Source organism: Candidatus Omnitrophota bacterium (assembly GCA_016929445.1).
In the GTDB taxonomy this organism is placed as follows: domain Bacteria; phylum Omnitrophota; class Gorgyraeia; order JAFGIU01; family JAFGIU01; genus JAFGIU01.
The window spans coordinates 34,904-47,522 of the sequence record JAFGIU010000065.1 but is presented as its reverse complement, the minus strand read 5'-3'; the positions used below and the strand labels follow the sequence as shown (position 1 = coordinate 47,522).

Below are 12,619 nucleotides of genomic sequence, written 5' to 3'. Positions count from 1 at the left end.
GCCTGCGGGGTCCTCGGTCGCACGTCTCGCATTACCGGTCCTTTGCGTCCCTTTTGCTCGAACTCTCATGCAATATCCGGGCTAGCCAAGATTCGCTTCGATTGCGGCGCGCAGTTCCGCATAAGTGGTCGTCACGGGAAACTGCGGGAAGTCTTGGATTACGTTGTCCGGCGGCCTGAAGAGGATTCCGGCATCGGCTTCCTTCAGCATGCCCGTATCATTGTAAGAGTCGCCCGCCGCGATGATTTTGAAGTTGAGTTGCTTGAGCGCGATGACCGATTGCCGTTTTTGATCAGGCTGCCTGAGTTCAAATCCTGTAATCCGTCCATCTTCCGAAACGACGAGCGAATTACAAAAGAGCGCCGGCCGCGCGAGTTTGCGCATCAGTGGATCTGCAAACTCGTAAAAGGTGTCCGAGAGGATCACGAGCGGGACCTCGGCACGCAGCCAATCCAAGAATTCCAATGCGCCTTGCAGGGGCTCCAGCGTGCCGATCACCTTTTGAATGTCCGGGAGCTTGAGACCGTGCTCGTCCAGGATATTCAAACGCCCTTGCATGAGTCTGGTGTAATCGGGTTCGTCGCGGGTTGTGCGGCGCAGGGCTTCAATGCCGGTGCGTTCCGCGACATTGATCCACACCTCCGGGACCAGGACTCCTTCGAGATCTAAAGTCACAAGATTGGGTCTGGGCATGGGCAGATTATATCCCGGTACCTCTCCAACCACAAATCCCAAGAAAAGTCGTCGAGGATGTTGCTGCGCAGGGTTTCCGTATCGAACTGTTCAGGTGATGCCAACATGGCCCGGAGTTTCCGGAGCGCGTCGCCGGGACTGCTGTAAAGGAATTCTTCTGGATAGATCTCCGGATATACCAGGCGTTTGGGGAGCAGGGGAATGCAGGCGCAGGTTACGGCCTCCATTACCGACAAGCCCTGGAATTCCTGATGTGCGGTGGAAAGGACCACTTGGCTTTCGTGAAGAACACTCCAGTATTCCTCGCGTGATTCGCGCCATCCCCAGTACGCGATTTCATCCGCGAACTCTTTCTCAGCTTGGCCAAAGACTTCGGGCGCATAGCGATAGGACTCTCCGATCACGGCTAACCGGAAGGGAGTGCCGCTGGCTTTGAGTTGTCTGATCAAGAGAAAGAAGTCCTCTGGATTCTTGTCGTGCTCCCACCGGTGGTTCCACAGGATCATCGGCGCTTTGGCGGAATCAGGCCAGGCCTGAGATGCAGGAGGCGCTTCAATAGGAACGCGGAAGACTTGAGACTTGGCGGCAATAATGTCCGGCGCGGTGTCGGGGCGAGGTTTGGGCATGCGTTTGAGAAAAGTGCGGATGCCGTCCAGAAAGGTGCTGCGGTTGAATTCAGAGTTGAAGAGGACTTGGTCTGCGGCCAGGGCTGAGGTGATTTGCGTCATGATGTAATGATAGTCGCGTTCGGAATCTTCCAGCGTGGGATAGATTACTTGGTTTTCATGGAAGTAGAGGATCTTTCGCGCGCGCCGGAGATTGGGGCGGAGCCCGAGCAGCTCGGCTAGGTTGAGGAAACTGGAGGCAAAGAGGACATCGTATTCGTGCTCGAGGGCCGGTTCCGTTAAGTGGAAGACCGGAGCGGCCGCGCGCATACGCCATTTCCATTTCCAGGGGGGGAGGCTGAGGAGTGCGGAGGGCAAGTCCAAGCGTTCGCGCAAGCCGTCAACCAGTGCGCGATGCGAAGCTCCGTAAAAGGGCTCAATGAATAAAATCATTGGAGATTCAAGGTGATCCATGGAAGCCTTGACACTATATCATATGTGGATGTAGGACTAAAACGGTACTGTTTTCTTGACCGCATTTGGACCCCGTGTTAGAACTGGCTAATGAAGATTCTTCTGACAAATCCTCCGTGGCATCGGCGCGGGCGCTGGGGAGTGCGTGCCGGCTCCCGCTGGCCTCACCTCAAAGAAGCCCATGAGCGCGATTATCAGCCCTTTCCTTTCTATTTAGCCTACAGTGCCGCCCTTCTGGAACGCGAGGGCCATCAAGTGCGCCTAATCGATGCCCTTGCCGGGCAGATGCCCGAGTCACTATTTCTGGACAAGGTCCGGGCCGAGGCTCCGGATTTGTTGGTTGCCGAGACCTCAACGCCGTCGCTCGCCCACGACTTGCGGCTCCTGAACGGCCTTCCTAAAGACTTGCCCATTGCTTTGGCCGGGCCGGAAGTCACCATCCGGGAAAAGGAATTTTTCGAGCGTCAAAAACGCGTGCAGTTTGTGATGCACGGCGAGTACGAACATACCTTGCTGAATCTGGTGCGTGAGCTCGAAGGCAAAAGGCAATTTGAATCTATTCCCAGTATGAGCTTTCGCTACAACGGCGCGATTGTGGTGAACAACGGCTCCCAAAAACTCATCGAGGATTTGGATTGGCTGCCCTGGCCCATGCGCGACGGTCTCCCCATGCATGCTTATAAGGACAACCCGGGGGGCATCCCGCACCCTGGTGTGCAGATGCTCGCTTCCCGCGGCTGCCCTTATCAATGCGGCTTTTGTGCGTGGCCGCAGATTATGTACGGAGGCTCCAATTACCGCATGCGTTCTGTGGAGGATATTCTCGACGAGATGGAATACTGTGTGCACACGCTCGGCTTCCAATCCGTCTATTTTGATGACGACACTTTCAATATTTCCCGGCAGCGCACCCTGGAATTTGCGCGCAGGCTTCAGGACCGCCGGCGCAACGGCCGGATCCGAGTGCCCTGGGCCATGATGGGGCGCGCGGACCTGATGACCGAAGAGATTCTCGAGGCTCTCGCCGCCTCCGGCCTGGCCGCGGTCAAGTACGGCGTGGAATCCGCGGATCAGAAGCTCTTGGATGCGATTCGCAAGAATATGAATTTTGAGGAAAACGACCGGATGGTGCGTTGCACGCAGAAGGCGGGGATCAAGACTCATCTTACCTTTACGTTGGGCTTGCCCGGGGAGACTCAAGAGACGCTGAAACGCACTGTGGATTATGCCATGCACGTGAGTCCGGATACGCTCCAGTTTTCCATCACCACACCCTTTCCCGGCACTTGGTATTTTGAAGACCTCAAGCGCGAGGGACTGATTAATACACTGGATTGGTCGCGTTACGACGGGAACCACAACAGCGTGATTGAGACTGCGCACGTAAGTGCCAAGGAGCTGGAGCAGGCCAAGCAGGGAGCTTACCGGCGTTGGCGGCAACATGTTTGGATGCGCGGCACGGGGCAGACTCCTGCCTTGACGCCCGTGCGGCTCGGGCAGCGTTTGATCCTCTCTATTAAAGAGGAAGGCTTGCGCGCCGCGCTGATCACCGGTATGGATTATGTGCGAATGCGATGGGGAGGAGGGGGCTTGAGGCGTCTTCGTTCCGGCCTGCAACGTCACGGCTTCCTCGGTTCATTCCGGAAGCTCTTCCGGAAGCTTCGAGAGCGTTTAAGCCTCAAACGGATTTTCAGCCGTTATCTCACTGTGCTGGGAGTGCTTCACGGGCAGCACGCATTCAAAGGCCCGGACCTCGTGCAGATTGATCCTACGAATGATTGCAACAGCAACTGCGTGGGGTGTTGGTGCCATTCGGATCTTCTGGGCGAGCACAAGTTCAGAGCGCCGGTCAAAGGCCAGATGCTTCCTTATGAGCTTCTGACGCGGGTGGTGGATCAACTGGCGGGATCCGGCACACGGGCTCTGTACATTGCGGGCGGTGGGGAGCCTATGATGCATCCGCGCATCCTGGACTTTCTCGAATACGCCAAGAGGCAACACAGTCTTAAGCTGTTCTTGAACACCAATTTTACGCTCATAAGAGGGGAGGAAACAATCCAACGCTTGGGCGAAATTGGGATTGATTCCTATACGGTGAGTGTTTGGGCGGGCACGCCGTCGATTTATGCGCTCACGCATCCGAACAAGGACGAGGCTGCCTTTCTCCGTCTCAAGAGAAATCTCAACCTCCTCAATCAACTTAAACCGCGCGGAACGGGATACACCAAGGTTTACCATGTGGTGAACAACCTCAATTACCTGGATCTGGAGCCCATGCTTGATTTTGCCCTGGAGACCGGCTCCGATGCGGTGGAGTTTACGGTAACCGACACCGTGGGGGGGCTTACGGACTCTCTTTTGCTTAACGCAGAACAGCTTGAAGAGGCGCGCGCATTGTGCCGGCGCATTGAAACGCGCATGGAAGACGCTTGCCGTGTGGGGACCTGCCAAGTCCTGAACTGGGAACACTTCACGCGCCGTCTGGCAGATCCTCGGGCGGAGCAGGCGGAGTATGATAGCGGCTTTGTGGATAACCTGCCTTGTTACGTGGGCTGGACCTATGCGCGTATTACAGCCGAGGGCAATGTGAGTTCCTGTCTTAAGAGCCACAAATTTCCGATCGGCAATATCTACGAATCAGACTTCTCAACAATTTGGAATGGCGAACGCCAAAAAGAGTTTCGGCGGCATGCCTTGGTGCCCAGTAAAGCCGAGGATCCGTTTTTCAAAATTATCGGCAACGACCCGAAGTGCCGCGTGGGTTGTTACAAAAGCTGCGACAATCTTGGAGAAAATCTTGGGATGAAGCACGTGATGGACAGGTTGCGGCCTTGGGAAAGGCGATTGCTGGATACGGTGCTCCAATACGCCGGGAAGGGGACGGACCTTGCGTAACCCAATGCGGGGTAAAGGGATGGCGAGACCTGTCCCTGGTTTTTTGCGGAGGCGGCCGAGGATTCTCCTAGTCAGTTGCCCGGCCTGGGGGGTGGATATGCCGCCGCTGGGTTTGGCCTCCCTTGCGAGTAGTCTGAAGGCCGCGGGCTTTCACTGCAATGTTTTGGACTTCAATGTGCGGGCCTACCGCGAGGCTCCGGAAGAACTCAAGAGTTTGTGGGAGGACCCGGCCAGTCTGGAATGCTGGTCCTTAGAGGAATTCCCGCGTCTGCTCCAAGACAAAATGGCGCACTGGGTGGAGCGTTGCGCCAATCACATTTTGGAGAGTCCGCATCCGGTGGTGGGATTTTCCGTGCATCAGTCCAGTTTGGCTTTTACTCTGGAAGTCCTCAAAATTTTGAGGCAAGAGGACCCCAAGCGCACAGTATTGATGGGCGGCCCGGAGGTTTATTGGCTGGATCAAGAGATGCGCTGGCCGGTTTCACTGATCAATAGAAAGACGGGAAAGGAACTCATCCCCCGTGAATGGGTCAATGCCTTTCTTATCGGGGAAGCGGAGGAATCCTTGGTGGAAGTGCTGCGAAACATCGCCCAACGAAAGAGCCTGGCCGGGATTGAAGGGGTTCTCGTGCCGGAGGATTCCAGCGGATCCGTTGTGAGGCCCCGAATCATCGAGAACTTGGATGCGCTTCCCTTGCCCACATTCGAACAGTTTGAAGTCGGGGATTACGAGGAGCCCTTCACGCGCCCCAAACTGCCGGTTATGATGAGCCGGGGCTGTGTCGGGCGCTGCACCTTCTGCAATGACTTTGTGATGGCCAAGAGTTATCGCTCGCGTTCCGCATCCAAAATTGTGTTGGAGATTCTGAGCAATATGGAGCGCCACCGTGTCTATCGATTCCAGTTCAACGACCTTTTAGTCAATGGTGATTTGCCTTTGCTCAAGAAAGTGTGCGAGCAGTTGACCGCCGCCGGTCTTCGAGACCGCGGCTTCAGGTGGACAGGCCAGGCATTGGCGCGTACCATGACACCGGACCTACTAAAGCTCCTGTGCGAATCCGGTTGCACAGCGCTGATTTACGGAGCGGAGACCTTTAGTGACAAGGTTCTGCGCCTAATGGACAAGTTTTCCACGGTGCAGGTGATGGAGCGTGTTTTCCGGTGGACACAGGAGGCCGGGATTCATGTGTATGTCAACCTGATGGTCGGGTTCCCCGGGGAGACTGAAGAGGATTTCGGCCAAACCCTGGATTTCCTAAGTCGAAATCGATCCTGTATCCAGTCAGTCGCGGCTTTTTCAACCATGACTCTCACTTATGGATCTCCTGTTGAGCGCAATCCTCAGAAGTACGGAGTGAAAGTCGAAGGTGAACACTGGCACCGGCAGTGGCGCATGGCCGACGGCCAAAATACTCCGGAGATCCGGCAAGAACGGCAGGAACGTCTGGCCGGGCTTCTGCGGGAGTTGGAGCTGGGAGTTGTCTGTAATTACGCATACGAAGAGGCGCACGAAAAGCAGCGGAAGCGCCTCACCACCGCCTAGCGATACAATCAAGAAAGCTTGTCTGCCAATCCTCCTTGGGGTGTGGTTGTGCTGTGGGTTTGCATCTGCCACAGAGCCCTCTTCTCAAGTCTCTCCTGTTCGCACCGGCCGTATCGATGTGGTGAGTTTGAATCAGGCCTTCGAGTTGACGGCGCGCACGTCCCAAGGCCTGGAGTGCCGGCCTTCTGAATGGATTCCTAAGAGATTTCCAAATACCGCATGGGTTGTGCAAGGGGAGGTGGGCGGCGAGTGGCGGGAAATAGTGATGGAATTTGTGCCCCAAGGCAGCGGTGAGATTCTGATCCGGTTATGTGGTGAAGTGCCCGATGGCGCGCAGGAGGAATCCGATGGCATCTGGGTGGATGACTTGTGGGCTGAAAATCTCATGTTGCCGAATCCGGGATTGGAAGTGATTGACGGCGGGCTGAGAATCCGGGACTGGGGTATGTATTCCCGGGTGAGCCGGGACGGCACCGAGGCGCGCAGCGGAATGAGCTGTATTAGGCTGCAGAACCGCGAGGCGTTGTCTGTCTTCACTCAAGTTGAAGAGGGGCGAGTCTACCGTGTGGGTGCATGGTTTCGCGGGGATTCCGGCAGATGAAGAAAAGAAGGCTCTTGTTCCCGCTGCTGGCGCTTCTTCTTGGAGCAGGTCTTCTGGAAGCCGGATTGTGGGCAGCGGGGGCGGTCTTACGAGTGGCTTATCATTCAGGGAAAGGCCCAGCAGGAGCGCAGACCAAGATTTTGTGTGTGGGAGACAGCTTCACTTTTGGTGTAGGCGCCCCTTGGGGACAGGCCTATCCAAATTACCTGGAAACGATGCTTCGGGAGCAGGCTCCAGCCGGCCTGCAGGACGAAATTCGTGTCTATAATGCCGGGATTCCGGGGATGAGCTCCTGGGAACTCCGCGAAAAGCTGGACAATCTGCTGGACCGGATTCATCCCCAGATTGTCCTGGTGCTTATCGGGTCGAATAACTCACGAAAAACGAGAGAACGAAATAATTGGAGTGCCTGGAAGATTTTGAAGATCTCAAGAGTATTGAAGGCCGGTTTTGAAGAAGCGTCCGTACTGCTGCGAAAGAGGAGTGAGTCAGCTAAGTTGCAGAGAACGGATCCATCCAATCCGATGCTGCCCGATCTGGAGCGCCTGGAAGAATGGACTCGACGCAATCCCGATTGGATTGAGGCCCAGGTAGAACTGGGCTGGGTGTTTTGCAGCCTTGGGAAGCTTCAAGAATCTGCCAGAGTCTATGATGCAGTGCTTTTGGATAATCCGGAAAATCTATTTGCTCTAATTGGCCGAGGCCGGGTGGCTGTTGCCCAGGGGGATCTTCCCTTGGCCAGAAGTTTTCAAAAGAAGATCAAGAGAGTGGTTGGGGAAGAGTTTCCGCTCAGTGAAGACTTGGCCTATTTGAGTGCGCAGGTCGGGGATCGGGATTATGCAGAACAGATCTTCCGGGCGTGCTTGGCTGCCTCGCCTGGCAGTGAGACCTTGGCCAGCGGGCTTGCGACTGTGATGAGGGACCCTGAAAGAGTGCCTGATCCCCAAGAGGCAGGCAGGTTTGATTTTGAGGAGATCCGGCTGTTCAAGAAGGACATTAATGCAATCGTCGATGCAGCACAGATGCGGGGGGCTGAAGTCCTTTTGCTGTCTTACCCCCGGGGGAATGAGCCGGTTAATATGGCGCTTGAAGGGCTCGCCAAAGAGCAAGGGTTAGTCTTTGTCGATGTGACTCAGGTAATTCCAAAGGATATGAGGGAAGCGGAAGAGCTCCTGGGTGTGGATGGCGAACATCTAAATGGTCTTGGTTATGAAGTGATGGCGCGCGAGATTGCCCGGGTGATCCTGGATTGCTACGCCAATACTTGGAGGTAGGCCTTAATCGTGTCTTGGGCAAAGCGTTCGCGGTTGTAGTAGTCCTCAGCAAGCGCCCGGCCCTTTCGCCCGAACTCTTCGCAAAGAATCTGATTTGAAAGCAGCTGATTGATGGCCTCGGCTAGAAGGGCGGGATTCTTGGGTGGCACGATTAGCCCGGTCTCACCGTGCCGGATAATTTCGGGCATGCCGCCTGCCAGGCAGCCGATAACGGCTTTGGAGCGCGCCATGGCCTCCATAAAGATCAGGCCGCAGGACTCGTACCAAGACGGCACGCACAGAAAGGCGCAGTTCTGGTAGAGATCTTCCAAGTCTTCCTGAGAAACCCTCCCCAAGAAATGCACGCGTTCGCGTGAAGACTCCGGCAAGAGCCCCAGGAGTTGAGTCTTGTAAGAACTCTGCGCATCGCCTTCCGAAGAGACTTCTCCTGCGCCGAGAAAGGTTTCCTGGCCCACGATCTGAAACTCTGCGTTTGGGAAGCGCTTGAGCACCAAGGGTACAGCCTGCATCAACGTGTGCAGGCCCTTGCGCGGTTCCAGCCTTCCTACAAACAGAACTTGGGGTGTATCGCGCGTGTCCTGTGTGTTGGGGTGAAATTCGGGCAGAGGGATGCCCAGTGGCACAATGGCCAGGCGTTGATAGCTCAGGTCTTGTTCGCGCGCGACGGTGTCTGCATGCGTTTGAGTGGAAGAGAGCACCAGGTCGGAGCGCTCAATGAGGGTCTTCTCCATCCAGTTGGCTAGCAGCGCGTTGCTGTCTTCCTGTAGGCCCCAGGTTTCCTGAATTTTGGAAGAGTGCGTGTGGATGCGCGTGACCAGGGGCGGGCCTTCGTTGAAAGAATAGGCAAAGGCTTCGGCCTCCAGATTGGGGCCTTCGATAATATCAAATTCGATGTCGCCGCAAAGGCGCTGCAGGCCGCGCTCCACGGCCAGGCTGTATTCCATGCGCCGGTAAAAATCCCGCAGCCGGCCCTTATCTGGGATATGTTCGGAACGCGGAATCCGATGCACGTGTACCCCGTTGTCCTCAGAATCCTGGTTATGCCCGCCCGGACTCATGGAGAGCACGTGGACTTCGTGTCCAAGATCCACAAGCCCGTGGGCGAGGTGATAGGTGTAGGTGCCGATGCCGCCCAGCCCGGTTTCAGGGGGATATTCGTGTGAGATCAGGCAAATATTCATAGCTCCCCACCAGGGACGGTTCTTGCCAACGCCTTTGGTGGCAACGGGTTCTGTGAGAACCGTCCCTTCTCCTGCATTCGGGGAGAGAGCCGGCGCAATTCTCGCAGCGCCTTCAGAGTCAGCCGAGTATTGGTTCCCAGCATATAGAGGAGTCGCGTTGCATCGTAGAGTCCCGCGCGCTGTAGATATTCCCACTTATTTTCAAGGGCCCCATTCTTGGCGAGCATCAAATAGCGGTTTCTAAAGGAAAGATATTGGCGTTGCCGCCGTTTGAGTCTTGAGCCGTTGCGTTGATGATAGGCAATGGCCCGGGGTTCGTAGCCCACCTTCCATCCCCGGCGTTGTGCCCTCCAGGCCAAATCTACATCCTCTACCAGATAGAAGAAATCTTCATCAAAGTATTCCTCGCCCGAGCGAAGATCTTCGAGGCACTCGCGTGAATACCACGCAGCACAAGAGCACACGCCGAAGACCCATTCGAAGTGGCTGTGCTGGCCGGTGTCGGGTTCGCCATGAGCACGGTCCAGAAAGCGGTAGGAACGGGACAAAATCAGGCCGGCTGAGTCAAGGGTGGAGCCGTCATAGGACAAGATGCGGCCGCCGAGCATTCCAATCCCGGGGCGATGCGCCTGGGATGCCAATCTTTCCAAATAATGGGGGTGGAGGCGCACATCCGAATCCAGAATCACAATCTGATCACCCAAGGTTTGCGGAATTGCGATATTGCGCGCGTGCGCAGGGCCCCTGTTCTTGGGCAGGGCAATGAGCCGCACCGAAGGATACTCCAGACGAATGTAGTCTGCAGTTCCGTCTTCAGAGCCGTTGTCCACCAGCAGGATTTCTGTTGGGGGAAGGGTTTGTCTGCGCAAGCTCTCCAGGCATTCCCCAATGCAGTGCCTGGAGTTCCACGTAGTCAGAACGAGCGAGATATCAGAGGAGCGGACTGAAGATGTCATAGAGTCTTTCTCCCAGCACATCCATGGAATAGCTGCGGCACACAGTGTTGCGGGCCTCTTCGCCCAGCGTGCGCGTGAGCAAGGGCTGCTCGATCAATTGCCTCATCTTGTATTCAAAATCACTTTCGTTGGAAGCCAGCATGCCGTTAATGCCGTCCACCAAGATTTCCGAGGCTTCGCCGATATTGGAGGCAATAGCCGGCTTGGCACAGGCCATGTATTCGAAAAGTTTTGTAGGGCTCTTGGAACGATTGAACTTTGTGTTGTCCACAAGCGGCAGCAGACCCACGTCCATATGATGCAGGCGTTCGGGGATTGTATCCGGGTTCTGCCAGCCTTCCCAACAAACACGCTCCCAGCCAATGCGTTCAAGCGTGCGTTCGACCTCTTTGCGATAGAGCCCATCCCCAATGATGCGCAGCTCGATGTGCGGGAAGCGGCGGCGCAGCCGGCTGAAGCAGCGCACGGCCATGGCGATATTAAGGACATAGCTACGGTGGTTGAAAGTTCCGACCCACCCAAAAACAAAACGGTCTGTGGAGGGTCTTGGCCGGGCTTTGAAAACGCGCGTGTTAACCCCTGTGGGCACGTAGTATGTGTTTGGGGACCACTGGCTGAGTTCAGATTGAAGGAAGCGGCTGGCCGCGATCGTGGCTACGCTGCGGCGCGCGAGTCGGCCGGTCAGCCAATGGGCTTTTGAAGTGGGGTACCAGCCCATCAGGTATTGGGGGTTCTCGCGCATTTCCCAATCGTCCAGATCCAGCACGAGCTTTGTGCCTGGAAGGAGCCATAGTGAAAGATAGGGGCCGAGCGCGTGGTAGTTGAAGCGCTGCAGCACAAGGATGCGCGGTTTGAGTCTGAGGATTTCCCGGAGCGCCCGGAGGTTGTATCTAATACGCAAAGGAGTGCCCATCAGGTGCTCTTGATCCGCATCCAAAGCGCCGAGGGTGTCCTTATAGGAAAGGACCTCCGAACGGATTTTGCGCCGGTTGAGTTCCGTGGCAAAACCATAGCAGCGCACCCGGGCGCCGGGCATGTGGTAGCCTTCGCGAGTGACAAAGAGAAGAGCCGGTGACTGAGAGAGGCGTAGGGCGCGCTCCCGCCTTGCCACTGCGTCATGTTCCAGGGCGCGGGTGCTTGCCGCGGGCAGTGCGAGATCAGTTGAGGTGTTTACTAAGGGCCGATTCATAGGCTTCCGATAAGTTTCTTGCGGTTTGGGGCCAGTTGTAAACTTCTTCGGCGCGACGGCGTGCTTGCCGGCCGAGTTCTTGACGACGTGTATCGTTCCTCAAAAGTCCGGTCACACCCTTAGCCAATGCAGCGGAGTCTCCTGCCGGGACGAGCACTCCCGCATCGCCGAGCATGTGGCTGACTTCACCCACATTACTAGCCACCACGGCCTTGCCTGCCGCCATATACTCCGCGATCTTCAACGGGCTTTTGCATCGAGTCACGGCATTATCTTCAAAAGAAGCCACGCACACGTCCGCTGCGGCCAAGACTTGGGGAATTTCCGAATGCGCCAGGGCACCGGTAAAGGTGGTGTTGGGGAGACGCAGCTCTTGGGCTATATGTTGAAGGCGCTCAGCCTGGTATCCGTGACCTACAATCAGGAAATGGGCCGAGGGAGCTTGCTCCGAAACTGCTTTGGCGGCCTTGAGAAAGAGATCCGCGTATTGCGCCCCGTGCAACTGGCCCAGATACAAAACCACAGGGCCCTTGAGGCCGTAGCGTTGTTGAATGTGGGCGGGGTTGGCATTGCCGAAAAGATTGAGATCCGCGCCCACCGGTGCCGGCCATATGTTTTTTGGCTTCACACCAAATTGTATGCAGAGATGCCGCAAGTGATCACTGGCCACGGACACGGTGTCGGCAATGCGGGGCAGGTCCGATTCCAAGCGCCGCAGGAACCACCGGATGTGGGGGGAGAGGGGATCGGCGCAGGCCACATAGATTTGCTCCTCCCAATCATCCCAATCATAGTGGAGGGGTTTGCCTGCTGTCCGGGCCGCGTAGGCGGCAGGCCGGCTGGCCCAATGAAAACATTTCTGCAAATGAACAATATCCGCCCACTGCGCGTGGCGTCTGAGGATTTGCATGTTGCGCCAGGCCAGGCCCCAGCCTGAGGGGCGTTGCAAGGGGAAGCACTCGAAGGGTTCGCCGTGCGTTTTGTCGGATGCGGCGGCTGCTGCGGTCAGGGGAAAGTAGGCCAAGCGCACCTCGTCTCCGCGGCCGCAAAATTCCCGGGCCAAGGCCTTGATGCGCAAGGTCCAGGGCTCTTCCATGGAAAAAATATCGTGTGGGTGTACCATCAGAATTTTCATTCTAGTGTCCTGGGAATACGCGCCAGCCGCGGATGCGCCGGCCCGAGTATAAATATGCCTCCATTAAGAACGT

At 56.3% G+C, this 12,619-nt stretch carries 10 protein-coding genes; 4 read left to right on the top strand and 6 right to left on the bottom strand.

Annotated elements, in window-relative coordinates; all coding sequences use genetic code 11:
- Window positions 1-81 precede the first annotated feature (81 nt).
- Window positions 82-693: a bifunctional phosphoserine phosphatase/homoserine phosphotransferase ThrH gene (thrH, locus tag JW937_05895; protein ID MBN1586948.1), complete on the bottom strand. Its 612-nt coding sequence runs from the start codon at window positions 691-693 to the stop codon at window positions 82-84.
- On the bottom strand, window positions 672-1,751 hold the full coding sequence (locus JW937_05890; GenBank protein MBN1586947.1) for a DUF3524 domain-containing protein: 1,080 nt from the start codon (window positions 1,749-1,751) through the stop codon (window positions 672-674). The genes thrH and JW937_05890 overlap by 22 nt, the downstream gene beginning before the upstream one ends.
- Before the next feature lie 111 nt (window positions 1,752-1,862).
- Between JW937_05890 and JW937_05885 the strand changes: the two genes are divergently transcribed.
- From JW937_05885 to JW937_05870, 4 genes are all read left to right on the top strand, one after another.
- The gene (locus JW937_05885) at window positions 1,863-4,667 is read left to right on the top strand and encodes a radical SAM protein (protein ID MBN1586946.1); all 2,805 of its coding nucleotides are present in this window, start codon (window positions 1,863-1,865) and stop codon (window positions 4,665-4,667) included.
- Window positions 4,668-4,764: 97 nt separating this feature from the next.
- Complete coding sequence (locus JW937_05880) at window positions 4,765-6,210, top strand: radical SAM protein (GenBank protein MBN1586945.1); 1,446 nt, start codon at window positions 4,765-4,767, stop codon at window positions 6,208-6,210.
- Window positions 6,211-6,337: 127 nt separating this feature from the next.
- Window positions 6,338-6,811 (top strand): hypothetical protein, encoded by a 474-nt coding sequence (locus JW937_05875; protein MBN1586944.1) that lies wholly within the window; start codon window positions 6,338-6,340, stop codon window positions 6,809-6,811.
- Window positions 6,808-8,085, top strand: coding sequence for a hypothetical protein (locus JW937_05870; protein MBN1586943.1), 1,278 nt, complete (start codon window positions 6,808-6,810; stop codon window positions 8,083-8,085). Before JW937_05875 ends, JW937_05870 begins: the two co-directional genes overlap by 4 nt.
- On the opposite strand, the gene JW937_05865 is transcribed toward JW937_05870, so the two are convergent.
- From JW937_05865 to JW937_05850, 4 genes are read right to left on the bottom strand one after another with little or no spacing between them, the layout of a single operon-like run.
- A complete protein-coding gene (locus JW937_05865) occupies window positions 8,064-9,266 on the bottom strand; it encodes a glycosyltransferase family 4 protein (GenBank protein ID MBN1586942.1) in 1,203 nt (400 codons plus the stop codon). The genes JW937_05870 and JW937_05865 overlap by 22 nt on opposite strands.
- Window positions 9,263-10,222 (bottom strand): glycosyltransferase family 2 protein, encoded by a 960-nt coding sequence (locus JW937_05860; GenBank protein ID MBN1586941.1) that lies wholly within the window; start codon window positions 10,220-10,222, stop codon window positions 9,263-9,265. The genes JW937_05865 and JW937_05860 overlap by 4 nt, the downstream gene beginning before the upstream one ends.
- Window positions 10,197-11,411, bottom strand: a complete 1,215-nt coding sequence (locus JW937_05855; protein ID MBN1586940.1) for a glycosyltransferase family 4 protein — start codon at window positions 11,409-11,411, stop codon at window positions 10,197-10,199. The genes JW937_05860 and JW937_05855 overlap by 26 nt, the downstream gene beginning before the upstream one ends.
- Window positions 11,380-12,546: a glycosyltransferase family 4 protein gene (locus JW937_05850; protein ID MBN1586939.1), complete on the bottom strand. Its 1,167-nt coding sequence runs from the start codon at window positions 12,544-12,546 to the stop codon at window positions 11,380-11,382. Before JW937_05850 ends, JW937_05855 begins: the two co-directional genes overlap by 32 nt.
- Window positions 12,547-12,619: the final 73 nt, after the last annotated feature.